General features: G+C 57.0%; 27 protein-coding genes. 14 read left to right on the top strand and 13 right to left on the bottom strand.

Features of this window, described 5'->3' with window-relative positions; genetic code table 11:
- Nucleotides 1-12: 12 nt before the first annotated feature.
- Nucleotides 13-999: a ParB/RepB/Spo0J family partition protein gene (locus QQL54_RS09940; protein WP_284390197.1), complete on the top strand. Its 987-nt coding sequence runs from the start codon at nt 13-15 to the stop codon at nt 997-999.
- A gap of 13 nt (nt 1,000-1,012) precedes the next feature.
- Here QQL54_RS09940 and dnaQ read toward each other — a convergent pair whose 3' ends face one another.
- The 5 genes from dnaQ to QQL54_RS09915 all read right to left on the bottom strand — a co-directional run bounded on the left by dnaQ (nt 1,013) and on the right by QQL54_RS09915 (nt 4,729).
- Nucleotides 1,013-1,726, bottom strand: coding sequence for a DNA polymerase III subunit epsilon (dnaQ, locus tag QQL54_RS09935; protein ID WP_284390195.1), 714 nt, complete (start codon nt 1,724-1,726; stop codon nt 1,013-1,015).
- A gap of 63 nt (nt 1,727-1,789) precedes the next feature.
- Nucleotides 1,790-2,383: a dephospho-CoA kinase gene (gene coaE, locus QQL54_RS09930; RefSeq protein WP_284390190.1), complete on the bottom strand. Its 594-nt coding sequence runs from the start codon at nt 2,381-2,383 to the stop codon at nt 1,790-1,792.
- The gene (gene aroE, locus QQL54_RS09925) at nt 2,383-3,249 is read right to left on the bottom strand and encodes a shikimate dehydrogenase (protein WP_284390188.1); all 867 of its coding nucleotides are present in this window, start codon (nt 3,247-3,249) and stop codon (nt 2,383-2,385) included. Before aroE ends, coaE begins: the two co-directional genes overlap by 1 nt.
- The gene (locus QQL54_RS09920; protein ID WP_284390186.1) at nt 3,246-3,857 is read right to left on the bottom strand and encodes a Maf family protein; all 612 of its coding nucleotides are present in this window, start codon (nt 3,855-3,857) and stop codon (nt 3,246-3,248) included. The genes aroE and QQL54_RS09920 overlap by 4 nt, the downstream gene beginning before the upstream one ends.
- On the bottom strand, nt 3,854-4,729 hold the full coding sequence (locus QQL54_RS09915; RefSeq protein ID WP_284390185.1) for a pyruvate, water dikinase regulatory protein: 876 nt from the start codon (nt 4,727-4,729) through the stop codon (nt 3,854-3,856). The genes QQL54_RS09920 and QQL54_RS09915 overlap by 4 nt, the downstream gene beginning before the upstream one ends.
- Nucleotides 4,730-5,237: 508 nt before the next feature.
- Between QQL54_RS09915 and hemE the strand changes: the two genes are divergently transcribed.
- Entirely contained in the window at nt 5,238-6,281 is a 1,044-nt protein-coding gene (gene hemE / locus QQL54_RS09910) for a uroporphyrinogen decarboxylase (protein ID WP_284390183.1), read from the top strand.
- A complete protein-coding gene (gene hemJ, locus QQL54_RS09905) occupies nt 6,274-6,705 on the top strand; it encodes a protoporphyrinogen oxidase HemJ (protein WP_284390180.1) in 432 nt (143 codons plus the stop codon). The genes hemE and hemJ overlap by 8 nt, the downstream gene beginning before the upstream one ends.
- 35 nt (nt 6,706-6,740) lie before the next feature.
- Here the strand turns inward: hemJ and QQL54_RS09900 are convergent, their stop codons facing one another.
- The gene (locus QQL54_RS09900; protein WP_284390178.1) at nt 6,741-7,202 is read right to left on the bottom strand and encodes a DUF3576 domain-containing protein; all 462 of its coding nucleotides are present in this window, start codon (nt 7,200-7,202) and stop codon (nt 6,741-6,743) included.
- 324 nt (nt 7,203-7,526) lie between these two features.
- Here QQL54_RS09900 and QQL54_RS09895 point away from each other — a divergent pair, with 324 nt between their 5' ends.
- Entirely contained in the window at nt 7,527-9,908 is a 2,382-nt protein-coding gene (locus QQL54_RS09895) for a porin (RefSeq protein WP_284390176.1), read from the top strand.
- Nucleotides 9,909-9,933: 25 nt separating this feature from the next.
- Here the strand turns inward: QQL54_RS09895 and QQL54_RS09890 are convergent, their stop codons facing one another.
- The gene (locus QQL54_RS09890) at nt 9,934-10,896 is read right to left on the bottom strand and encodes an N-acetyltransferase (protein ID WP_284390174.1); all 963 of its coding nucleotides are present in this window, start codon (nt 10,894-10,896) and stop codon (nt 9,934-9,936) included.
- Between QQL54_RS09890 and QQL54_RS09885 the strand changes: the two genes are divergently transcribed.
- A complete protein-coding gene (locus QQL54_RS09885; protein ID WP_284390172.1) occupies nt 10,895-11,587 on the top strand; it encodes a YggS family pyridoxal phosphate-dependent enzyme in 693 nt (230 codons plus the stop codon). The genes QQL54_RS09890 and QQL54_RS09885 overlap by 2 nt on opposite strands.
- Here QQL54_RS09885 and QQL54_RS09880 read toward each other — a convergent pair.
- A complete protein-coding gene (locus tag QQL54_RS09880; protein ID WP_284390170.1) occupies nt 11,584-12,093 on the bottom strand; it encodes a L,D-transpeptidase family protein in 510 nt (169 codons plus the stop codon). The two genes, QQL54_RS09885 and QQL54_RS09880, sit on opposite strands and share 4 nt — an antisense overlap.
- Before the next feature lie 78 nt (nt 12,094-12,171).
- Here QQL54_RS09880 and QQL54_RS09875 point away from each other — a divergent pair, with 78 nt between their 5' ends.
- Nucleotides 12,172-12,879 (top strand): response regulator transcription factor, encoded by a 708-nt coding sequence (locus QQL54_RS09875; protein WP_284390168.1) that lies wholly within the window; start codon nt 12,172-12,174, stop codon nt 12,877-12,879.
- Between the two features lie 3 nt (nt 12,880-12,882).
- Here QQL54_RS09875 and QQL54_RS09870 read toward each other — a convergent pair whose 3' ends face one another.
- Nucleotides 12,883-13,788: an ATP-grasp domain-containing protein gene (locus QQL54_RS09870; protein ID WP_284390167.1), complete on the bottom strand. Its 906-nt coding sequence runs from the start codon at nt 13,786-13,788 to the stop codon at nt 12,883-12,885.
- A gap of 139 nt (nt 13,789-13,927) precedes the next feature.
- Here QQL54_RS09870 and QQL54_RS09865 point away from each other — a divergent pair, with 139 nt between their 5' ends.
- Together QQL54_RS09865 and QQL54_RS09860 are read left to right on the top strand one after the other, a co-directional pair.
- On the top strand, nt 13,928-14,923 hold the full coding sequence (locus QQL54_RS09865) for an adenosine kinase (RefSeq protein ID WP_284390165.1): 996 nt from the start codon (nt 13,928-13,930) through the stop codon (nt 14,921-14,923).
- A gap of 146 nt (nt 14,924-15,069) precedes the next feature.
- Nucleotides 15,070-16,311, top strand: a complete 1,242-nt coding sequence (locus QQL54_RS09860; protein WP_284390163.1) for a dicarboxylate/amino acid:cation symporter — start codon at nt 15,070-15,072, stop codon at nt 16,309-16,311.
- Between the two features lie 3 nt (nt 16,312-16,314).
- On the opposite strand, the gene QQL54_RS09855 is transcribed toward QQL54_RS09860, so the two are convergent.
- Together QQL54_RS09855 and QQL54_RS09850 are read right to left on the bottom strand one after the other, a co-directional pair.
- Nucleotides 16,315-17,160 carry an exodeoxyribonuclease III gene (locus tag QQL54_RS09855; RefSeq protein WP_284390161.1) on the bottom strand — a complete coding sequence of 282 codons (846 nt, stop codon included), beginning with the start codon at nt 17,158-17,160 and terminating at the stop codon, nt 16,315-16,317.
- Nucleotides 17,161-17,254: 94 nt separating this feature from the next.
- Entirely contained in the window at nt 17,255-17,941 is a 687-nt protein-coding gene (locus tag QQL54_RS09850) for a LolA family protein (protein ID WP_284390159.1), read from the bottom strand.
- 88 nt (nt 17,942-18,029) lie between these two features.
- Between QQL54_RS09850 and dapB the strand changes: the two genes are divergently transcribed.
- Nucleotides 18,030-18,743 (top strand): 4-hydroxy-tetrahydrodipicolinate reductase, encoded by a 714-nt coding sequence (gene dapB / locus QQL54_RS09845; protein WP_284390157.1) that lies wholly within the window; start codon nt 18,030-18,032, stop codon nt 18,741-18,743.
- On the opposite strand, the gene QQL54_RS09840 is transcribed toward dapB, so the two are convergent.
- A complete protein-coding gene (locus QQL54_RS09840) occupies nt 18,718-19,197 on the bottom strand; it encodes a hypothetical protein (protein WP_284390154.1) in 480 nt (159 codons plus the stop codon). The genes dapB and QQL54_RS09840 overlap by 26 nt on opposite strands.
- Before the next feature lie 75 nt (nt 19,198-19,272).
- Between QQL54_RS09840 and QQL54_RS09835 the strand changes: the two genes are divergently transcribed.
- The 5 genes from QQL54_RS09835 (at nt 19,273) to QQL54_RS09815 (ending at nt 23,055) form a co-directional block, all read left to right on the top strand.
- Nucleotides 19,273-19,827 carry an NADPH-dependent FMN reductase gene (locus QQL54_RS09835; protein ID WP_284390152.1) on the top strand — a complete coding sequence of 185 codons (555 nt, stop codon included), beginning with the start codon at nt 19,273-19,275 and terminating at the stop codon, nt 19,825-19,827.
- Between the two features lie 8 nt (nt 19,828-19,835).
- The gene (nth, locus tag QQL54_RS09830; protein ID WP_284390150.1) at nt 19,836-20,516 is read left to right on the top strand and encodes an endonuclease III; all 681 of its coding nucleotides are present in this window, start codon (nt 19,836-19,838) and stop codon (nt 20,514-20,516) included.
- Nucleotides 20,517-20,557: 41 nt separating this feature from the next.
- Nucleotides 20,558-21,097, top strand: a complete 540-nt coding sequence (locus QQL54_RS09825; protein ID WP_284390148.1) for a DsrE family protein — start codon at nt 20,558-20,560, stop codon at nt 21,095-21,097.
- Nucleotides 21,098-21,319: 222 nt separating this feature from the next.
- On the top strand, nt 21,320-22,678 hold the full coding sequence (gene miaB, locus QQL54_RS09820) for a tRNA (N6-isopentenyl adenosine(37)-C2)-methylthiotransferase MiaB (RefSeq protein WP_348520748.1): 1,359 nt from the start codon (nt 21,320-21,322) through the stop codon (nt 22,676-22,678).
- Between the two features lie 131 nt (nt 22,679-22,809).
- Entirely contained in the window at nt 22,810-23,055 is a 246-nt protein-coding gene (locus QQL54_RS09815; RefSeq protein ID WP_284390144.1) for a GlsB/YeaQ/YmgE family stress response membrane protein, read from the top strand.
- A 282-nt stretch (nt 23,056-23,337) separates the two neighbouring features.
- On the opposite strand, the gene QQL54_RS09810 is transcribed toward QQL54_RS09815, so the two are convergent.
- A complete protein-coding gene (locus QQL54_RS09810; RefSeq protein WP_284390142.1) occupies nt 23,338-24,255 on the bottom strand; it encodes an SMP-30/gluconolactonase/LRE family protein in 918 nt (305 codons plus the stop codon).
- Nucleotides 24,256-24,300: the final 45 nt, after the last annotated feature.

Genomic DNA, 24,300 nt, shown 5'->3' with positions numbered 1-24,300 from the left:
AAGGACTTAATCATGAGCGCAGGACGTAAAACTGGCCTTGGCCGTGGATTATCCGCCTTGATGAGCGATGCTGGCCTGTCTGAGCCCGACATCACGCCAAGCGAAGATGATGTGACCGAAATCGAGACGAAGTCAGCCACGGCGGAACAGATCGCTGATCTGGTTGATGATCCACGCCCCGCCAGCGCGCCGAAGCAACAGCCCAATGTGCTTAATGTCGCCATTTCCCGGCTGCGTCGGAACGTCAATCAGCCTCGCAAAGTGTTCGATCGCGACAAGCTCGACGATCTGGTGGCTTCGATTCAGCAAAAAGGTGTTCTGCAACCGATCCTAGTTCGTACGATTCCGGAATCCTCCGTCCCGAATAGCCCGCTTGTCTATCAGATCGTCGCGGGCGAACGGCGTTGGCAGGCCGCGCTCAAAGCAGGGCTGACCTCAATCCCGATCATGGTCCGCAATCTGTCAGACCGGGATGTGCTCGAAATTGGCGTGATCGAAAATGTTCAACGCGCCGACCTTAACCCGCTTGAAGAGGCCATGGCCTATGAGCGACTCATCACTGAATTTGGCCGAACCCAAGCGGATATTGCGACCAGCATCGGCAAAAGCCGGGTTCACGTCGCCAATACGGTACGTCTCACGGGTCTAACCGAGCGCGCGAGAGGGCTATTGCTTGAAGGACGCATCACGGCGGGTCATGCGCGGGCGCTCTTGGCCGCCGCCGATCCGGATGCGTTGGCCGAAGCGATCGTCAAAAATGATTGGAGCGTTCGCGAGGCCGAAACATGGGTCAAAGAGGATAAGACAGCCTTGCGCCCGCCCAAAGCAAAGGCAGAGAAGTCCTCTGACATCAAAGCGCTAGAACAACGGATCCGCGACATGACCGGCTATGCGGCAGACATTCGGCACGGCTCTCGAGGTGGTGAAATAAGATTAAAATACAAAGACTTAGATGATATGGAAGCGCTTTTAGGGAAGCTCGGCCTAATGGGCTCCTAAGACCGAAAACCGCTTAGCGACGACCGTCCATTCGGCGCAAAACGCGGTCCCAAAGCTCAGACCCACCAGACTCAGCCATAAATGCCTCATGAGCGGACTTTTCGGCCGCACTCAATAAAGAGGGCAGGGGTGATGGACGACCATGCGCCGATTGCGGGGCCACACGCTCAACCTGCTCGGCGTTCGGCTCCAATCCCAATGACCGTTCCCGCCCGCCGCGTAATTCAAGATAGACCCGCGCTAAAAGCTCCGAGTCAATGATGGCGCCGTGTTTGTCCCGGTCTGACAGGCTGATATCGAAACGCTTACACAGCGCGTCGAGCGAGGCGGGGCTCCCAGGATACTTCTTATTGGCCATCGCCAACGTATCAATAAAGCGGTGTTCTGGAATTTCGTCCTTCCGGACACGCCGTAGTTCCGCATTGATAAAGCCCATATCGAACTTGGCGTTATGCGCGACCAAGGGCGAATCGCCGATGAACTCCAAAAAGTCGTCCGCGCGTTCACCAAATTTCGGTTTCCCGCGCAAAAATGCCGTGGTCAGACCCGTAATCTGCACGACTTTATCGGGCACATCGCGTTCGGGGTCGATATAGGCGTGGAATTGTTCGCCCGTCGGCAACCAATCGATCAGCTCGATACAACCGAGTTCCGTGATCCGGTCAGCACCCTGGCTATCAAAGCCAGTCGTCTCAGTGTCGAAGACGATTTCGCGTAATCCCGCCATAACGTCACCCTAGTGGAACCGTGTGGAAATTCTACCGCAGCGACGGGCTCATTTGTGGACGAGCTAGTCTGCGAGGATCTCGGCCAGAACGCGCTCAACATCGGCTTTCGCTGAGTCCAAACCATCCCCCGTCGAAATCACATAATCCGCCAGGGCACGCTTTTCACGATCGGGCATCTGTCGCGCAAGTAGGTTTTTAAACAAGGCTTCCGTCATCCCCGGTCGTGATAAAACGCGCTCACGTTGGACTGAAGCGGGCGCTGTCACAACAATCGTCGCATCGACCTGAGAATTCCCGCCCGTTTCAAATAGAAGCGGAATATCGAATAAAACAGCCTTCGCCCCAGTCGCTTCAGCCTGTTCTAGAAAGTCAGCGCGCATTTCGCCGACCCAAGGATGAATGAAGCTGGTTAGAACATCCAGATTGAGTGGATCAGAGCGCATATGCTGGCCTAGAATCTGGCGGTCCACGCCACCGTCAGAACCAATCGCGTCCGGAAAAACCGCGCGGATCAGCGGCACAGCCCGCCCACCCGGCGCATAAAGCGTGTGAACGGCGGCGTCGGCATCAAAAACAGGCACACCGAGCGCGTCGAACATGCCCGCCGTCGTCGACTTGCCCATGCCAATAGACCCGGTTAGCCCGATAATCTTCATCAGCGACGACCAGAGGCCAATGCCGAACGCAAAACATCGCTTGGATCGCTATCAGGTGCCGAAACCCCGAAGAAAAGTTGAAACGATGGCCGCGCCTGTCCGATCAGCATGTCGAGCCCGCCAATTGTCTCAAGCCCATTGGCCTTTGCATCACCTAATAAAGGCGTCACTTCAGGCGTATAAACCAGATCATAGATGAGCGCGGTTTTTGGAGCTTTAGCCAGATTGATGTCAAGCGCAGGATAGCCCGCCATGCCCGCCGAACTCGCATTGATAATCAAGTCCGCACGCTGGACAGCAATCTGTCGACTGGACCAGGGCAGGGCATAGAAAGACGGCAGTCCAGCTTGAGCAACAAGGTCTTCCGCCTTCGAATCCGTGCGATTGACCATCATGATTTCAGGCACACCTAGGCTTAAAAGCGCACCGACAACCGCCTTGGCCGCACCCCCAGCCCCAATAACCAACGCACTCATCGCCGCTAAGTCATCGACCGATCGACGCGCCCGCAGCGGATCTGAAAATCCTTGCAGATCGGTATTATGCGCAATCAACTTACCGCGACGAACATACAAACAATTCGCGGCCCCAATTCGTTGCGCATCCTCGGTCCGCTCATCGGCGGCAAGGAATGCTTCCATCTTCAACGGCAAGGTCACATTCAGCCCGGCAATGGTGGTTTTTTTCAGCGTTTCAAATGCCGTCCGCGCCTCCCACGGTTTGACCATAAAAGGCACATAAGCGCCGCGAACGCCAACCTCACGCAACCAATGCGAATGCAAAATCGGCGACAGCGAATGATGGATTGGCCAACCGCAAACACCGGCAAGTTTCGGAATGGGCGGTTTTCCAGCTGCAGACGTCACGCGGCAATTGCTCCGCAATCCCGCAGATATTGTAGCAAGGGTAGTAGGCTCAACCCAAGGATCGAGAAGAAGTCTCCCTCAACCCGAGAAAAGAGTTGCGCGCCTGGGCCTTCAAAGCGGTAAGCGCCGACGCTCTTCGTCACGAGATCGCCTTCGCGAACCAGATAGTCTTCCAAAAATTCATCCGAGAAATCACGCATCCAAAGCTTTGTCTCCGACACATAGCGCCAAACCGGCGCACCGTCTTTGGCGACCACCACAGATCCAACTAATTCATGCCTCTGACCACGCATCGCGATAAGCCGATCGCGCGCCGCCCCTATGGACGCAGGCTTATCGAACAGCGCGCCATCCATGACCATGACTTGGTCCGCGCCAATCACCAGACCAAGTTCATTACGAGAAACCCGCAACGCTTTGGCTTCTGCCAATGCATCCGCGACCTCACGCGGGCGCGCGCCATCGCTTAACATGGCGTCTTTGATCGCGGCTTCATCGATAGGTTTAACAATCACCTCGAAATCTAGTCCAGCCCCTATCATGATGTCACGCCGGATCGCGGAGCCGGAGGCAAGGATCAATCGGTTTTGTTCTAATTGCGCGCTCATCGATGCTTCCGCGCCGCTTGTTCCGGCCGATGTACTTTAAACAGGTTCATAATCTGCGCGGCCGTTTCCTCAATCGAACGCCGCGATACGTCGATAACCGGGAAGCCACGCCGCGAAAATAGGCGTTTGGCGTCGCGCAGTTCATTTCGAACCAAATCCTGATCCGTATATCCAGACCGACCTGTCGCACTCAGACCCTTCAGGCGATTTTCGCGGATTTCCACGATCCGGTCTGGCGATGCAACCAAGCCGATCACGAGCGGCTCTTTAAGCTCGTCGATAATCGGGGGCAGCACAATGCCTTCGATTCCCACCGGCACAAGCGGAATATTGCCTGTTTTGTAACCGCGATTGGCCAGATAAATTGAGGTCGGCGTCTTGGATGTGCGCGATACGCCTAACAGCACGATTTCCGCATCAACCAGCCCGTCCATTTGCTGCCCATCATCATGGGCCATCGCGAAATCGAGCGCTGCAATGCGGTTATAATACGCATCATCCAGTGTGCGTTGTGCCCCAACTTCGGCTGTGGTCGTCACGCCCAAATATCGTCCCATCATAGCTAGGGTTGTATCAAGGATCGACACGCAAGGTATGTGACGGGCCGAGCAAAATGTCTCCAAACTCTTGCGCTTCTCCGGATCGACAAGCGTATAGAGAACCACGCCCGGCTTATTCTCAATTGCTTGGAGTGTTCGCTCCATCTGGCTGTCTGAGCGAACCAAAGTGTGAAGATGCTCTAACGCCGTGGCATTGCGGAATTGTGCCGTCGAAGCTTTCATCATTCCGACCAAGGTTTCACCCGTCGAATCGCTGACCAAGTGGACATGGAAACAGGTTGAAATATTGGGATTGCGCTCTGGAATGCTCATTCAGGCAGAGACCATAAACCTTGCGACGGGCCTTGCGAGAGTTTGGACACGCTTTGAGCCGTCATAATCGCGCGCCTTTCATTCAGAAGCTGGCCATCTTCTAGCGGCACTTATCCGTCTCTGTCCACAACAGCCATCGTTCTAACCCGGCCTGAGGACTCGAATCGGGCACGGAATCCTCATCCGCCCCGATTCCACACACGCTGAGCATACGTTAACCCATAATCCCAAGCAAAATGGGGACGAATCACCTTGGTCTTAATCTGTCCCACAATTATCCCCAGCCTATAAACCCTCGTTTTAGTATGATTATGGAATTATACGCCCAGCGTGTGATCAGGATAAGCCGTAACATCTCAATTCACAGGCAAAGACCCGCTTGTTAAGACCTCTTACCAAAGCCTTAAGGTCATCCCCAAACTCACAGGCTCTACTACTTCCACTCTTTTAAAAAATAAGTTTGAAGGGAGGGGGCGCGTCCGGGAAAATTCAGCGTATAAGCAGCGCAATGAAAACCGATCCGAACAATCCCATTCTCCGCGTCCTTAAAGGCGAGCGTGTCACACCCGTTCCAGTTTGGTTTATGCGCCAAGCTGGTCGGCATTTGCCCGAATATATGAAGATTCGGGCCACAGCCCAAGACTTCATCGATTTCTGCTTTTCACCCGACAAAGCGGCTGAGGTAACGCTACAACCTGTTCGTCGCTATGACATGGATGCCGCCATCCTGTTTGCTGACATTTTACTGATCCCAATCGGGCTTGGGCGACGCGTAGAATTTGTCAAAGGTGTGGGCCCAACTTTGGATCCGATCGATGCAGCCGGGATTGATGCCCTGACCGTAGACGGCGCAGCGGATCGGGTAAGCAACGTCTATGAAACAGTGCGCAAAGTTCGCGCTGAGCTCGATCCTTCCAAAGCTCTGATCGGATTTTGCGGCGGTCCGTGGACCGTTGCGACCTATATGTTGGAAGGGCGAGGCACGCCGAATAAAGAAGCGGCGAAGCGGTTTGCCTATGAACAGCCCGACGCCATGGCGGCTTTATTAGATGCCCTTGTTATTAGCTCAGCAGATTATTTAATTGCCCAAGCTAAGGCGGGCGCTGACGTGCTGAAGATTTTTGAGAGTTGGGCAGAAGGCTTGTCGCCTGATCTGTTTGACCGTCTCGTTTTACGGCCAACAAGCGATATCATTTCGCGTGTGCGGGCCGCAGGCATTGATGTGCCGATCATGGGTTTCCCTCGTGGCGCCGGATTGAATGCCGTCCGATATGCGCACGACACGGGGATCAATGCAATTGCGGCTGGGACAGACGCACCATTGGGTGATTTCCGAGCGACTTTGCCGGAAGGGATGCCCGTCCAAGGTAATCTTGATCCATTGGCCCTTCGAACCGGGGGAGCGCCTTTAATGCGCGCGGTTGATCAGGTCTTACGTGATGGATCCGAAGGCCCCCATATCTTCAATCTGGGTCACGGTGTGACGCCGGATGTGGCGATTGAGGATGTTCATGCTGTGATCCGTCGGATCAGGGAGTTTAACTATGACTGAAGCTTATCTCTGGATTAAAGCGGCTCACCTGATTGCGGTTATCTTCTGGATGGCCGGACTGCTCTATTTACCGCGGCTCTTTGTCTACCATTCGGTGGCAAAACCGGGCGGTGAGTTGGAAGCCAAGATGGAAGAGGCCGAAGTCAAATTGCTTCGGACCATCATGAACCCTGCTATGATTGCAGCCTTCCTGCTCGGCCTGATCTTGCTAGGTTATAATATGCCGCCACCCCTGTGGCTGCTGATTAAAGTGGCGCTAGCGTTTACCCTGATCGGCTATCACGGATTTCTATCTAAAACGCGCAAGCAGTTTTTAGAGAGCGGTCGCCCGCGCTCGGAAAAATTCTTCCGGCGGATCAATGAAGTTCCAGCGTTCTTTACAATCGCGATTGTTCTGCTCGCGATTGTAAAGCCTGGTTTCTAGGACAGAATAACGGCGGATGACGCCGTAGGGTCGACTTAGCTATTATCGACCGTAGAGATGTAAAGCTGACGGGCGCGGGTCAGGATCGCATTTTCGATTTGGCGAGCCGTATCAGCGTCGACAGAGGCATCGTTCCAACCTGTTGCAGACCGAACCTGCTTAAAGACGCTGACTTTTAACGCGTCGGCGCGAAGATTTTGGTCAAGAATATAGGCGGTCGCACGGAGGCGTTCATCCGGCGCAGCGGGATCCGCATACCAATCTGTGATGATGACGCCGCCATAGGGGTCAACCTGCTCAAGCGGCAGAAAGTTGAGAGTCTCCAAAGTGGCGCGCCAGAGATAGCTGTTTACGCCATTGGTTGGAGCAATCGTCTGAGTGCGACGGGATTCCGACGTGTCAGATTTACCGCCAATGCCCAACGTCCCGCAGCCAGTTAAGGCGATCAGGGCGGTGGCGCAGAGAGCAGCGCTGGAAATACGGCGAAGAGTGGCCATCAGGCGGGACCTTTATCATACACGGTTTCCGGCATTAGGCTGAAAACCGTCATTCTCGAATGTGCGAAAGCTCGCACTGAATATTGCGCGCTTATGCCAAAGGGAAAGCCGCGGTGAAAGGGCCGGTTTCATAAACTTCCCGTAAGCGCAAGGGCCGGTTTCACGCCATCAGTTTGGGACAGGCTCCTCTCTATCACACTGACTCGGAAGTAAACGACGCGTTAACTCTATTTTAGGGCCGCTCATGGCACTTCCATCCTACCTTTTGTCCCTCTTCGCGCCTGGAGCCCGGCTATGGCCAGCACCCATCACGGATTCAGCCAAATGTCCGGTCGCCCTATGGGTCGTCGTGAGGCTGTTCGCGGGAATGATTTTCAGGGTGATTTTCAGAGTAATTTTCAGGCCCAAAACCGGGTTTATCGGGAAGAGACGCCGCGCACACGTCTGCGGCACCGGCTCGCTTTTGCGGTAGGCCCCACTTTATTGCTCGCCATGGGCGTAACCGTTGTCGCATCGGCTCAATCCTCAAGCCCATTCGCGAATAAGAAAAAAGTCCAAGCGTGGGAGGTTCCGGAAGAACAAGCGACAACGCAAACACAGACGACAACGAGCTCCACCCAAACGACAGGCGCTCCGGCGCTCCGTGGTCTGCGGACAATGACACCTTCGACAGCGCCAGCGCCCGTGCGGTCATCCAATCCCGCGCCGGCACCCTCGCAAAGTGTGACGGCAAGGCGGACGGCGCCTGCAGTGCCTGTTCAAAACCAAGTGCGAAGCCAAACCCAAACGCAATCTCAGGCTCAGGCTCAGGCTCAGGCCCAAGTTCAATCACAGACCCAAACGCAAACACGCGTGCAAACCCAAACAACACAGCAGGCATCAACCGCTGTGCCGTCACCAACATATACGTATGGTGCGCAAGGCTCCGCTCAACCGGCCCCAACAACATCGCCCACCTATCAAAGTTCAAGTCGGTGGACTCTGGGGTCAAATAACGGCCGGACTCAGGCCGGGGTTCAGCCCGGGACATCACGCTCTATGCAGCAACGTTCGGTCAATGCCCCACCAAGCCATCAATCGCTCAATAATCCTGATGCGGATTACCGGGTTCATGAATTACCGGGACGGCCCCGCGCAAATCCAACCCAACAGGGCGGGTATGGGTCAGGTTTAGCAGGCGGACAGACATATGCTGGAAACGCTGCAGCGGGCGGTGCCTATGGCAATAATCCCCAAGGCCGATCTGTTCAGCGTCAACCAAATCAAGGTCAAGCAAGTCAGGGGCAGCGTGCGCCCAATGCGTCAGCACAGGCCAGAGCCGGTTGGGGTCAGTACGGGCCTCAGTCGGGCGGATCGCAAAATCCAACAGCCTATGATTACGGCTATGGTCAACAAGCGCCCAATCAACAGGGTGGATATGATCAGGGCGGATATAATCAAGGGGGTTACAATCAGGGCCCCAACACCCAAGGCGGCTATCAACAAGGCGGTTACGATCAAAACGGTCCCTATGCCAATCAGCCTCGCCGGGGTTTCTTTGACCGAATGGGCCTAGGTGCGCTTACGACTTTAATCCGCGGTGGATTACGCGCTGGTGTGGCCGCGCGCGAAAGCAATAGCTGGAAAGAAGCCTTTATTGGCGATGCCGACCTTGAAGTCGAAGTCAGTGCCATCACCCAAGGCGGTTTAGAGTGGGGCATCCATACTCAAGCCCGCGCGCAATATGATGAAGACCGGATCGGCTTCACGCGGCGTCTGCCGGATTGCCCGCCAACGACCCTCGGCTGTCCGTCCATCATCGTTGTCGCCACTCCGACCGGGTTACGGGGTCACACAACACAATTTTATACGTCCGGGCCGGATGTGGCGAAAGATTCGCAGATTGCGCTGGAATCCGCTCACCTCTTCCTGCGCTCAGCCTATGGCGATGTCACCATCGGTCGGGATGATGGGGCCGCCTATCTATTTAGCTTGGGCGCGCCGTCGCTTATGAATGTCGGGGCCAGCAATTCCCCCGTTGATTATACGGGTCTGGACTCGGTCAAAACGCTCAATGACGCGTCAGGTTTCTCTGAGAAAATCACCTATACTTCGCCCCGCCTACTTGGCGATCAGGTCGGCCTGGGCGTGCAGCTTGGCGTCTCTTATTCACTCGATTCAAGCGCTTGCGGCGTTGATTATTGTGTCGACCTGAATAGCGTTACAGATGTCGTCGCGCCGGATATTCAGGACGTGATGGAAGCGGGCATCGCGCTTGACCGGACATTAGCGCCGGGTGTCAGTGTCGAAGGGACGCTGACTTATGCACGCGGTAGCGAAAAGTCGGGACTGGTCGGGCTCGATAATCTGCAATCTTACGGCGCTGGACTCGAATTTAAGATGAACCAATGGACGCTCGGAGGCTCATGGCTCAGCTCGAACCAAGGCCTAGTGGATGGCGACTACCAAGCCTATGATGTCGGCCTGACATGGCAGCCCTCCAGACTCGGTTTCTCGCTCGGCTACGGCCATGCAACCGATGATCTCGTCGGTCTGAGCAGCAATCAAATTCTCGGCGGCGTCAGCTTTGATGTGAATGATAAGGTTCGCTTGGGCCTTGGCGTGCAGCATGCTGACCGTGAGACCTTGCGCGATGTTGCGGGCACGGCGCAACTCGGATCGGAAAAAGCGACCGCCCTGTTCTTAGAGGGCGGGATTACGTTCTAGACGAGTTTGGCTAGGTGAATTTGGGCTAGGCGGCGACGCCGTCTGCCCAGTCGGGTTTGCGCTCAAACAGTTTAGCGACGAACGGGCAGCCCGGCACGACCCGGTAACCTTGTAGGCGCGCATCTTCGACCATGGCTTTGACCAGCGCTTTGCCGACCCCGCGACCGCCAATCTCTTTGGGGACGCCCGTATGATTGGCGTTCCACACCCCGTCTGCGACGCGGCGCATGGTCAGCTCTCCCGTTGCGCTTGACCCGGCAACATCAGCGGTGAAGACAATCCTATCACCATTTTCTGTTTTGCTGATCGTGACGTGGCCGTCCGCTTTGGTGGAACTGCTCATCATAAATGTCCTTATCTCTTCAGCGAGGCCGCTGATCGCAGCGATGCCCGCAATGCCAGTGCCGTGCAACTGACTGACGGTTGTGCCTGTTATGCCGCCCAGCGCAAAAACCGGGCAGGGAGAGGCCGTTGTGAGCGATTGTAACGCCTCGACTCCGATCGGCGTTCCAGCGGATGGGCTGGCGGACGGAAAGATTGAAGAAACAAACAGGGCGTCGAGCGTATCGAGCGGTCGTAGATCTGGACCCTCCTTAGCGGCCGCTGTGCTAATGATCCAATCGGGTTTTACGTCTCGCCAATGTTCCAGCACTCGGCCCGGTGTCGTTCGGGGGAAGTGAACGCCGTCTGCACCGCAGGTGATTGCCAATTCCGGGTCATTGCCGATCAGAAGCTGAACGCCACGTCCTTCTGTGATCGCGCGCAGGCGCCGTTCCAGCCCGGGCTGGCCGAAGTGGCGGTAAATAATGGCCGACCCGCTGGGCATATAGGCGGCGAGTTCCAACAGATCTGGCGTGCGCGCCGGATCACTCATCAGAACAAGCGAGCCCAACCGAGATCCGCTTAACTGGTGCGCAAATCTCACCATCGGGCCTTGCGACAGGATTGGGCCTTGCGGCGGGGTGGGGCTTTCGTATGACGCGCACATGAGCACGCCTCCTATCATAGACCTCCAGACGATAGCCAATGCCCGCGCGGACATTCTCGACCGGATCAAAACCACCGCGATGCGAGCGGGCGTCACGCCGCCGACTTTGGTCGCCGTCTCCAAGGTGCAGCCAGATGACCGGATCGCGGCAGCGCTGGCTGCAGGCCAGACAATCTTCGGCGAAAACCGGGTTCAGGAAGCGCAAACCCGCTGGGGCGAGACGTTTGCGACGCATCGCTCAGACCTTGAATTACATCTGATCGGCCCGCTGCAAACGAATAAGGCGAAAGACGCTGTGGCCCTGTTTGATGTCATCCAAACACTAGACCGGGAAAAACTAGTGCGCGCCTTGCTCAAGGCCGCTGACGCGGTTGGGCGTATGCCCAGACTGTTCGTCCAAGTGAATATTGGCGAAGAAGAGCAGAAAGCGGGCATATTGCCAGACGAGCTCGGTCCCTTTCTGGATCGGATTCGCAGTGAGTATGGCCTAGAGCCGGAGGGGCTGATGTGCCTCCCGCCCGTCGGGGAGCCCTCAGCGCCGCATTTCTGGCGGCTCGAACGGATGGCGAAAACCTATGGTTTGTCTGGCCTGTCGATGGGGATGAGCGCCGATTTTGAAACGGCCATTCCGTTTCGCGCGACCCATGTTCGGGTCGGCAGCGCTTTATTTGGCGCGCGCGAGGCGCGCTAGACGACCTCGATTTCGGTCCCGTGCCGTAACTTTGGTAACAGCGCCCACATGTCCGGCGCGCTGAGTCCCAGGCAACCCAATGTTGGGCGGTGATCGGGCTGTCGACAGTGAATGAAGACGGCGGAACCGAGCCCCGCAACGGGCGGGCTATCATTATGACTTATGACTAGGACCACATCATAGACCCCGTCATCGCGCCAAAGCGGTTCATGACTGGCGGCGAAGGGACGCTGAACAAACCGATTATAGGCCGGGTGATCTGGCGCATCGCACCAGCCATCATCTTCTTGCATGGGATGCAGCGTCAGGGAGGTTATGGGGCGGGGCATACGGTCAGCGCGGTAAAGCCCGGAGCGCAGACGGTATCGACCCAGAGGCGTTTTGCCGTCGCCTTCCCGGCCCTTGGCCACAGGAACGGCTCCGTCCCGTCCAAAACTGAACGGGGCTGACCAGGGGCCAAAGCTTGCCCACCCGGCCTTTGTATCAAATCGCAATGCTGTGCTCACGCTTCGCTCACCTTCCTTTGATCACGTCGTGTCCATCGAAGATTGGCGCAAACGGATCGGCTGGTCTAGATAGCGCATATGTCAGTTAAAAAACGTATTCTTATTGTCGATGATGACGACGCGCTCCGTGAGGAGTTGACCTCCCAATTCGCCTTTTTCGACGAGTTCGAGACAACGGCGGTTGCCACGGCGACTGACGGGATCAATGCGGCTCAGGACGGTGATTTTGACGCGATCGTGCTCGATATTGATCTGCCCGATATGCAAGGCACAGACGCTTGCGCGGTGATGCGCAAACAGGGCGTTGCGGCCCCGATCATTATGCTGACCGGCAATACGGGCGAAGCGTCCGAAATTCTGGGACTCAATAGCGGCGCGAATGACTATGTCACCAAGCCGTTCCGGCTCTCCGTGCTGGTCGCCCGTATCCGGGCGCATCTACGCAGTTTCGAGCAAAGTGAAGACGCCACCTTCCGCATTGGTCCTTATACATTCAAACCGTCGGCCAAACGCCTAACCCCGCCGCAACCCGAAGACGGCAAGGTCGTGCGCGATATTCGCCTGACCGAAAAAGAGACCAATATTCTGAAATATCTCTACCGGGCGGGCGGTAAGCCGGTGGGTCGGGATGAGCTGCTAGAAGAAGTTTGGGGCTATAATTCCGGCGTGACGACACACACGCTGGAGACCCATGTCTACCGGCTGCGCCAGAAGATCGAACCAGTCAGAGGCCAAGCCAGCATTCTGTTGACGGAAGCCGGCGGCTATTCCCTCGCAAGAGAGTAAAGCTTAGCGCGGTAACCGCGCTAACAAAGCTTCGCCCAATCGTAATGCCCCCTGATTGACCCCGTTTATGACCTCCGCGTGCGGCAGGTAGAGGTAGGGTTCGATCATTTCGAGTTCGATCAAGGCAAGGTCGCCGTCGAGGCCGCGCAAGAGGTCAACGCGGGCATAGAGGGGCGGCTCATCAAGCGTCGCAAGGATCGCGTTCGCAATAGCGACCTCTTTTGCGCTCGGCTGATAGGTCGTTTCCTGACCCCCAAACGAACTTTGAATGCGGTAATCTCCCGGCTTCGCTGTCTTGATCAGCGCATGGCTGAACTGATCGCCAAAATAGAGAAAACTATATTCGCCTTCTTCGGTCACGCTCGGCAGGAAGGGCTGGATCAAGGCATGACCGGGCGGCAGCAGCTCGGCGTCTGGCCACGGCTCACCCTTGGTATGCAGCGCTTGCCGCCACGCCCCGCCGCCGACTTGTGGCTTAATAACGATGCGGTCCGTGCCGAATTGTTCGAAGGCTGCGCTCGCGCCAGCTTCCGTAACGGCCTCAACGCTCAGGGTCGGGATCACCTTGGCCCCATCGGCGGCCATTTCTTGCAGATAGCGCTTATCTGAGTTCCAGTGCAGCAGAGCGGGCGGGTTAAAAACGGGCGTGATCGTATTCGCGCGGCGCATTGTGTCGAGGAAGCGCGCCTCATTGCCTTCAAAATAATCCCATACCATCAGCGGCAATAACGCATCGAAGTCGCTGGCCCGTTCGGCCGCATTATCCCAGAGCAGCGGATCGAGTGTCAGCCCAAGCTCTGCAAAAGCGGGGCGGAGTGACCCCAATTCTTCGTCAAATTCGAAGACATCCACCCGGTGGTGATCTGATCCAGGCAAGAGGTTGGATGAGGTGAGCAAACCGATGCGCATTGTTAGCTCCATGAAAAATAGGTGTGACGCGAGGGAAGACCCGCGCTAAGAGGACCGCGCTGCGGCGTCAATAGACGTCCTAAAGGCGCAATGAAAGTTCGTCAGGGCAACCACCCCACCATTCTTCTCAGGACAGATCATGTCATCCCGTTACCACGTCGTCGGCCTCGGCAACGCTATCATGGACGTTATCGCACCGGTCGAGGACAGCTTCCTGTCTGACTACGATATGAGCAAGGGCACAATGGCCCTGATCGATCAGGATCGGGCCTTGGTGCTCGACGGCGCCTTGCGCGCAACGGGCAAGGCGCAAACGATTGCAGGCGGATCCGCCGCTAACACCATGGTCGGTCTTGCGGCGATGGGATTTCATGCCGCCTATATTGGTAAGACAGGGCGCGACGATACGGGTCAGGCTCTGGCCGATGGGTTTGAGGCGGCTGGCCTAGATTTCGCGACGCGACCGTCGGACAGCGGATCGGCTTCGGCTCGCAGTATGATCCTCGTCACGCCAGATGGGGAGCGGACAATGAACACCTTCCTTGGCGCGTCTGTTGAATTTGAAAAAGCCGATGTGCGGGACACGATGATCCGCGCCGCCGACGTGCTTTATCTCGAAGGCTATCTGTTTGATGCCGAACCGGCCAAGGCCGCCTTTGTCCATGCCGCAGAAGTGGCGCATGCAGCGGGCGGAAAAGTGGCCGTGACCTTGTCGGATCCGTTCTGCGTAGAGCGTCACCGCGCCAGCTTCCGCCATTTGGTCGACCATCAATGCGACATTGTTTTCGCCAATCAGGATGAGCTGTTGACCCTGATGCAATCAGATAGTCTCGACGCGGCGATGGATGAGATCGAACGTGAAGATTTGGTGCTGTGCGTGACGCGCGGCTCCAAGGGCTCTGTCATTAGTGACGGGTCGCGCCGCTATCATGTTCCTGCCGTCTGGGCGGACACGCTGGTCGATACGACAGGCGCGGGCGATCAATATGCGGCGGGCGTGCTCGCAGGCCGTGCGCTGGGTCTGGATTGGGCCGATGCGGGTTATTTCGGCTCCGTTGCGGCGGCTGAGGTCATTGGCCATTATGGGGCGAGACCGGAAATGCCAGTTCACGAGATGGCGCTCGGGCTGAAATAAGCCTTCGGTCCGATCAATCGGGCCTGATCAATCATCCTGATCAACCGGGCTTAACCTCTTTGTGCGCGGGTCGTGACAGGATCGCTGCTTGCTCAAGTCCCGATAGGCGCTAAGGCTATCCCTCATAATAAGGGGATTTGTCACTCATGCGTTCTATTCACGAAATTCCGCTGCTTCTGCTGGTCGTTGTCGCGGCGCTCGCCGCCTTCGGCTTTTGGTCCATGGGAGCGTCAGAATTAGCGGCTCCGATTATGCTCGGCGATGTCTTTGTTCTGAAATCGGTCGCAGGTCTGGCCAAGGACGCTTTGTTCGTTCCGCTCAAGCCGCTCATGTATGCGCTGATCATCCTGTCGATTGGCAGCTCCATCGCGATCTCTACTGGCGGTCTCGGTGCGAAATTCGTGCGCGTGCTAAGTTTTTTTGTCGCTTTCTCGCTGATCGGTATGGCGCTCGGTATTGCCGCCTATTTCCTATTTTCGGGCCTAGATATTCTGCCTGACCCAGAGACGATCGGTGCGGGGTCCGGTGATTTGTCGCAGTCCCCCTTCGCGCAGAAGATTTACGGCGTTCTCACCAGCCCGCTAATGATCTGTATCTATACGGGCTTGATCTTCGGACGCGCTTTGACGGTTTTAGGCCTGGGCCGTGAAGCGGATGCGATTTCCGACTTGTTCATCCGGGGTTTCCGGAAGTTTCTGCAATATACGATCCCACTCGCCGTGTTCGGGTCGATTACGCTGGCGCTGAACCGTCCGGGTGGGGTCGACACATTGACGAACCTTGTCCCACTGCTCGCGCCATATCTGATGGCGATGCTATTGGTCTGGGTGATCATGATCGCCGTGACGGCCAAAATCCAAGGTCATGGGGTTGGTTTCATCCTGCGTGCCGTATTGCCGCAGGCGCTGGTCGCCTTTTCGACATCGTCTTCCATGGCGACGCTGACCGCAACCAAACGCGCCTGTGACGATATGGGTGCGAGCGGTGATGAAAGCACGCCCTTCTTTAACATCGGCGCGACCATCAACATGGTCGGCACCGTGATCGGCCTACTCTTGATGAGCCTCTACGCGATGAAAGCCTTCGGGCTGGCTCCAACGATGGGCGATGCGCTCGTTGTGGGTTTCCAATCACTCGTCTTTGCGACTGCCGCCGCCGGGACACCCTCAGCCTCCGTCGTACTGTTGCAGGACATTCTGGTCAGCCAAGGCGTGTCCGCCGAATATGCGACCTATGTCACCGGGCTAATTATCACTATCGATACGCTGATCCTTGATCGCCTCCGCACCGTGATGAATACACAGTCGGACTCGATGAGCACGGTCAACGGCCTGAAGCTCTACTACCGCAAGCCGCGTGTCCTAGGTGACAATGAAATCGCCGAGTAAGGTCTAAAGTGCCCCTAAATCCAGCACTTGAACGACCGGGACATGGTCTGATGGCTTTTCCCACACGCGCATATCGGTGTGGATGGTAAAGCCATCGCGGCCTGTGGCTTCGGCCGCGGGACGCAGGGCTGGGCTGACCCAGATATGGTCAAGGCGGCGACCACGATTGGACGCCATGACGTCCTTCGCGCGGTAGCTCCACCAGCTATAGAGCTTTTCATCATCGTCCCGAAATAAGCGGGCCGTGTCGGTGAAGTCGTGGCTCTGACGCAGATCTTCAAGAATGCCGACCTCGAGCGGCGTATGGCTGACGACTTTGAGCAACTGTTTATGGCTCCACACATCATGTTCGTGCGGGGCGATGTTGAAGTCTCCGACCAACACCTGATGTTGATCGCCGAGCGCAAAGCGTTCCGCGAAATAGGCGCGCATGGTCTCAATAAAATCGAGCTTATGGCCGAACTTATCGTTGACCTCCCGGTCTGCCACATCACCGCCCGCCGGAATGTAGAAATTATGTAGCTCGAAATCACCCGCATCGCCGCGCGAAGCATCCGCCACGACACGCGTGCTGACATGCCGCGCGTGATCGAGCGGGCAGAAAGAGGTGGGAAGGCGTTCCAGCGGCAATTTCGAAATGGTTGCGGCGCCGTGATAGGCCTTCATCCCGGCCACTTCGATATGCTCATAGCCGAGCGCTTTGAAGTTCTTCATCGGGAATTGGTCATTCTGACATTTGATTTCCTGCAGGCAGAGAATGTCAGGCTGTCGTTCTTCTAAAAACCGCAATACGGTCGGTTCCCGCAGGCGGACCGAATTGATGTTCCAAGTGGCGATGGAGATTTTCATAGAACCGCGTTAGCGCAGCCGCGCAGCGGCGTCAGTTAAAACCTGTCGTCAATTCTATAAGGCTGCCTTCGGAGACAGTCCGAGGTGAGCAGACCTAGCGACGGCGGCGGTCGCGGCGATCTTCCCGCTCATCGCGCAAGATGAACAGACGCGGATCGACGCGCTGATTATATTGCAGGTCAGAGAGTTGTACGGTCGTCTGACCGCCAAATTCGTCCGTAATGACCCACTGGCGTAAGGCGAGAGTACCAGGATCGAACACTAAAGTGATTTCCCCGGCCATTTCGCCGGACCCATCGCGCGATGTCACGCGCCACTGGTCAGGCAGTTTTTGCAGGCTGATCACTTCCGTATCATCCTGTAGTCGGACATTTTCTTTCAGGAAATAATTGAGGGGCGTCGCAGCGAGCGGCACGCGGTCAAATGTTTCGAGGGCGCGGTCCTGTTGCACCAGCGTAACGCCGTCAGAGACGATAAGTAGCGGATTAGGCGCATCATATTCGAACCGAACCCGGCCCGGTCGTTGAATGGTCACGCGGCCCGACGCAACCGATCCATCCGCGCCATATTGGGTAAAGCGTCCCTGAAAACTGCCCGTATTGTTCAGTGAGGCGTTAATCTGGTTAAGATCCTGCGGCACAGTCTGTCGATGGGTGAAGGCCGGTAAGGCCGCAGCAGGCTGCAGCACTGGATTGGGCGCTACGCCGATTTGGGCCGATACGGCGAAGGGGGCTGTGCTGACCAATAAGAGGGCGGCAAGGGCTTTGGTAATCCTAGTCATGGGGTCCCTATAGCGACCAACGAATAAACGGCGACTGAACGGATGCATCATCTTCCTTAAACTTCCGCAAGGCTGTAAGCGCGGAATTATGAAAAGGTTGGGCATTATTGGCGCTGATGGGCGTATGGGTCGCGCCGTTGAGGCGCTCGCAGAGGGTCGATATGCCGTGGCGGCTCGGATTACGCTCGCGAATCCCGACTATGAAACACTCGCTGATTGTGACGCGGTTATCGACTTCTCCGCGGGGCCTGCCTTGATCCAATCTCTGCCCCATCTTCGTGGTGGTGTGCCGCTCGTGTCAGGAACAACAGGGTTGAGCGATGCAGAAGAGGCGGCGATTACGGTCGCATCTCAGCACGTGCCGATCCTAAAGTCCGGTAATTTCTCGCTCGGCATTGCGGTGCTAAGCCAGCTAGCCCAGCAGACGGCCCGCATATTGGGTGCGGGCTGGGATGTCGAAATTCTAGAGATGCACCACCGTCACAAAGTTGATGCGCCGTCGGGCACCGCGCTGATGCTGGGTGAGGCCGTGGCCAAAGGTCGAGCCGTGTCACTGTCGGACAAAGCGGTCCATGAGCGCGGCGGTCAGCGTGAAGAGGGCGAAATCGGCTATGCCGTGCTGCGCGGCGGCGGAGTTTACGGGATGCATGAGGTGCGGATCGTCAGCGAATCAGAGATGATCACACTCGGCCATCAGGCGCTCAACCGGGATGTCTTTGCTGATGGGGCCCTAGCGGCGGCGGATTGGTTGGGCGGGAAGACGCCCGGCCTCTATTCTATGAGGGATTTGATAGAGATTTGAGTTCGTCTTCAAATCTAGCGGGCGTGCGGGCGTGATAGCGCCGCGCGACAAGAAAGCCGATTAGCGCCCACGACCCCATTAAGCCGAAAAAGATGAAAAACGCCCAGACCAGATAACCAGGCTCGAACACGCGTGAGCGCCCCGACAGCTGCCATAAGAGCTCCAACAACACTTCCATGATTTTCGCGATCAGCGGCGTTGCCAAGAGTGCGCCCCACAATGCGGCGGCGGCATAGGTCGAAGTCCGCGGGCCATTCACCCGGCGATAGGTGGCGACGAACTCAGCCTTCTCGACCCCCGCCGGGATCATGCTGTGTTGGCTGCGATAGTCGAAATCCTCTTCTGCGTCGCGCCGCAGACCGGTCCAACCGATCAGGGCGCGGATCGTGAAACCGATCGCCACGAGGGCCACAGGACCGAACACGGCCCAGAGAACAATATCGCCATATACCATGCCTCCCGATATGGCGCGATTTTGCCTCACTGCAAGCGACTTGCAGCCAAGCGATGGCTCGCTTAGGGCCGCGTCATGTCAAAGACTCCGAAAATTGCCTTCATCTGTGCCTCCCTCCGTCACGGCTCGATCAACCAGCAGTTGGAAACAGCGCTCATGATCAAAGCTGCCAGTTTGGAGGTCGAGGCGCTAAAGCTCGATCTGAACGATTATGAGATGCCGCTTTATCACGGTGATCTGAAAACGCCCGAGGCCGCCCACGATCTGATTGAGCGGTTAAAGACGTTTGACGCAGTGATTATCGTCACGCCGGAATATAATGGCTCGCTACCGCCGCTGCTGAAAAATGTCATCGATTGGACGTCAACGGTTGAGACGGGCCATTTTACCGGACCGGTCTACGGCATCGCGTCCTGCACACCCGGTCCGATGAGCGGCATCATGTGCCTGCGCCAGCTACATTACATCCTGACGCGGGTAGGCGCCGAAGTTGTGCCAACGCAAGTGGGCTGCGGCAAAGCGCAAGCTGCCTTTGACGGGGAGGGTCGCTTGATTGCTGAACCGAGTAACGGCCTCGCCGATAAGATGCTGGGACAGATCATCGACCGTGTTCGCCAAAAACGCGGCTAACGGGCAACGTGGCTAAAGAGCGCCTTTATAAAAACTTGCCGCGGCCCAAGCTGACGCGGGCCGAGATTGCCGAGATTTATGAACGGCTGTGCCGGGAAAACCCTAACCCGCGTACGGAACTCAACTATTCTAATCCCTACACGCTGGTCGTCGCCGTGGCGCTGTCCGCGCAAGCGACCGATGTCGGCGTGAACCGGGCGACGCGCGCGCTGTTTGAAAAAGCCGACACGCCGCAGGCGATGGTCGATTTGGGTGAGGACATAGTCCGTGATCACATCAAAACGATCGGACTCTATCGCAACAAAGCCAGCAACGTCATCAAACTATCCCGCATGATCTTGGATGATTTTGGTGGCGACGTTCCCACGAGTCGCGAAGACCTGATCAAACTGCCCGGCGTCGGGCGAAAGACCGCCAATGTCGTGATGAACGAAGCGTTTGGTCAGCCAACCATGGCGGTGGATACGCATATTTTCCGCGTCTCCAACCGTACCGGCATGGCCCCCGGCAAAGACCCGGTTGAGGTGGAGCTCAACCTTCTGCGGGTGACGCCAGACCAATATATGATGGGCGCACATCACTGGATCTTGCTGCATGGCCGCTACACCTGCGTGGCGCGAACGCCGAAATGCTATGATTGCAGGATTGCGGATTTGTGCCGATATAAGCCCAAGACTGCGCCGCCTTAATTAAAGACTGCCGCCATAATATTGCTCCGAAGGATCAACTCATGCGTCAACCTCTCGCTTTCCTTGCCATCTGCCTCCTGCCCAGTGTCGCTTTCGCGGGCCCGGATAATTTCAAGACCGGCCCTGTGTTTGAAGCTTTTGGTCCCGTCGCCACCGTAGCGGGCGCGCAGCCCTTGTCCGCCTCAAGCGAATTCAAAATCAGTTTCGATGCGGCCAAAGCGTCTGAGAGTGAGGCCCTCAACCGTACCCTGAAAAGCGCCGCCCGTTTCATCAACATGCATGCCGCTGCAGGCGTGGACCCGGACAATATCGACGTAGCCGTCGTGGTGCATGGCGGTGCGGCGTTTGATTTGTTGACGGCGGAGCCGTTTGCGGCGCGTCGCGACGGAGCCGCCAATCCTAATGCCGCTCTGATCAATGCCCTCACCGATCACGGGGTCCGGATTATCCTCTGCGGACAGACCGCCGCCTATCGTGACATTAGGGCCGATGACCTCCTGCCCGGCGTTGAGATGGCCCTCTCCGCTATGACCGCCCACGCGCAACTGCAACAGGCGGGCTATACGCTTAATCCGTTTTAGGCGGACAGTGCGCGCGGCTTGCACGGCTGCGCCTTGCCGCCTAAAGCGCGCACCACAACTCAATCGGAGCCTATGCCCATGTCACCGCGCGATAAAACCGCGTCCCGTGACGGTCAGTCTGCCAGCGGTCGCAACAGCACCGTCTTGGATATTGGACGTCCCGTTACGCCGACTTCTTCCACTAACGTTCCAAAACCGCGCGATATAGACACGCCGACCGTGATGGCTCCGCGCCCTGTTCCTAATGGCAAAAACACCAAGTCGGTCTTCATCAAGACCTATGGCTGTCAGATGAATGTCTATGACAGTGAGCGTATGGCCGATGTGCTGGCGCCGATTGGATATGCCGCCGTGGACACGCCGGACCATGCCGATCTGGTGATCCTGAACACGTGCCACATTCGCGAGAAGGCGGCGGAGAAAGTCTATTCCGAGCTCGGCCGCATTCGCAAACATCAGAAATCAAATAATCCCGATATGAAAGTCGCCGTCGCGGGCTGTGTCGCGCAGGCCGAAGGGGCGGAAATTAAACGCCGCGCCCCCGTCGTGGACATGGTGCTCGGCCCGCAAACCTATCACCGCCTGCCGGAAATGATCGCTAAGGTCACCCGCGAAACGGGCGACGTGCTGGAAACCGATTTTGATACGGTCGAAAAATTCGATGCCTTGCCCGCAGGCCGCAATGCCAAAGGCTATTCGGCGTTTCTGACGGTCCAAGAAGGCTGTGACAAATTCTGCACCTTCTGTGTCGTGCCTTACACGCGTGGCGCAGAAGTCAGCCGTCCGGTTGATCAGATCGTGGCGGAAGCGCGCTCACTGGCCTCGCAAGGTGTGCGCGAAATCACGCTGATAGGGCAGAATGTAGACGCTTACCACGCGGACGGCCCGGACGGGTCACAATGGGGTCTTGGCAATCTGATCCGCCATCTGGCGAAAATTGGCGGCATTGACCGGATGCGCTTCACTACCTCGCACCCGCGCGACATGGATGCGGATCTGATCGAGACGCTCGCGACGGAACCCAAGCTCATGCCCTATCTGCACCTGCCCGTTCAGGCGGGCAGTGACCGGGTGCTCGACGCGATGAACCGGGGTCACACTTACGCCCATTACCGCGACCTGATCGCGCGCATCCGCGCGGCCCGGCCTGACATCGCTTTGTCAGGGGATTTTATCGTCGGCTTCCCCGGCGAGACGGATCAGGATTTCGAAGACACGATGAATTGCGTGCGCGAAATCGGCTATGCCAGCTCATTCAGTTTCAAATATTCCGTCCGCCCCGGTACACCGGGCGCAAGCTTGCCGCGCCAAGTGCCGGAAGACGTCAAATCAGAGCGCCTCAAACGGCTGCAAGAGCTGCTCTACATGCAACAGCGCGAATGGAATGAAAGCCTGATTGGCAAAACCCTCGACGTGCTCGTCGAAGGCACCGCCCGCGGCGACGGCCAATTATTCGGTCGCAGCCCCTATTTAACGGGCACGCATTTCGATGGGCCAGAAGAGCTGATCGGGCAGATTGTTCCGGTGACGATTACGAGTGCGGGGGTGAATAGTTTGGTGGGGTCCATCGCGAAAACGTAAGGTGGCGGGGTTTCTGCCCCGTTCTCAACCGCAATTTGTTCATCTGGCATTCATCTTCTATACTTGAGGCTCTCATCCAAAGTGTGTTCAGCGACTCCGCTAGAAACACACAGGATCTAAAGGAGAGTATTATGGCTTTGATTATTTGGCTTATCATTGGCGGCCTTGCTGGCTGGGCGGCCGGAAGTGTGATGAAGGCCGCGCGCCCCTATGGCCTGATCGGCGACGTTATTTTGGGTATTCTCGGTGCGATTGCGGGCGGTTGGCTGTTTGGTCTGCTTGGCCTGAGCGCGAGCGGCCTGATCGGCTCATTCGTCACAGCCTTCATCGGCGCGATGATCCTGATCTGGCTCGTCCGGGCTATTAAAAAATCCTAAACCGAATTGGCGTCCGCGATGCGGGCGTCAGCTGCATTTGCGCGATGGGCTGAAAGTCGCGTCGCTGCTCGACATATTGAAGTCAGAAAACCAACATTAAGCACACACCAAGTTTAGACCACTGCCCTCAATTGCAGTACCACTATCGTTTTTTAGATGGGGATCTTCGTAAGGATCAGGAGCTTTCTTCCGCGACTGAATAAAAGAGCCTGATCAAAAAGGCCTGATCGCCGTAACACGGCCCTGACACGACTGGGCGCGCCTGTTTTATCGCTGGCGCGTTCACTCTACCCCATATCCGCGCACCGTCCCCGGCATCCAGTTCGGCGTGACCAGCGTGTCGCCGCTGAGTAGAATATCATTCATCAGGATCGGTGTGTCGCCGCTTGTGTCCTGAAGCAAGGTTGGCGCTTCGCCGTCTTGCACGTGCCAAAGCTGGCCGGGCCAAGAGCTGATGATATAGCTGCCGTCTGATCGCAGGCCGATGCCGTCCGCATTCTCCATGCCGCTCGCCAGTCCCGTAATCGCTTTCGTGTCCCAATCGACGCTCAGTAATTCGCCGCCATCCATCGTGGTGACGAGCAGGCGGTCGCCATCATTGTGCAGTCCGTTGACGCCGCCGAGGCGTTCATCTTCGAGCCAGATCGTCGCAACGTCATCCTGGACGCTATAGATACGGGCATTGGCGGAGTCGGAGATGAGCGCTGTGCCGTCAGGCCCCGCGACGGCATCATTGAGAAAGCCCGCACCTTCCGCTGGAATGCGTTTGATGATGTTGCTTGCTTCGGTGTCGATCAGAACAACATGGTCAATGTCCGTCACGACGAGCGTACCATTGACCAGCGCCATACCTTTGGGTCCGTGCAGCGGCAAAGCCTCCGTCCCGGCGACCCAGTTGCGATTGATCATCGCGCCGTCCATCCCGATTTTCGAGATCACGCCATTATTATCCTGCGCCGAGCCGTCGCCGCCAACATTGGAGACATAGAGCGTGGTGCCGTCGTCCGCTTCAATCACGCTTTCCGGCGCCTCGAACCCGTCTAGCTGCCAAAGCGGCTGCAGGATAACGCTCTGTGGGGCTGGGGCCGTCTCAACGGAGGTGGTTTGCGCGTCCGGTGTCGGGGCTTGGGCCTCCGGCTCTGACGGAGAGCAGGCGGCAAGGGCGGAGGATAGAAGCAACGCGGTGAGCAGACGGGTCATGGGAGCCTCAGAAGAAATGTATTCAAACGGTGCTATTATATTACG

The sequence above is a fragment of the Algimonas ampicilliniresistens genome (assembly GCF_030159955.1).
Taxonomy (GTDB): domain Bacteria; phylum Pseudomonadota; class Alphaproteobacteria; order Caulobacterales; family Maricaulaceae; genus Litorimonas; species Litorimonas ampicilliniresistens.
Note: the sequence above shows the minus strand (reverse complement) of the source record. Positions and strands in the feature narration are given on the sequence as shown.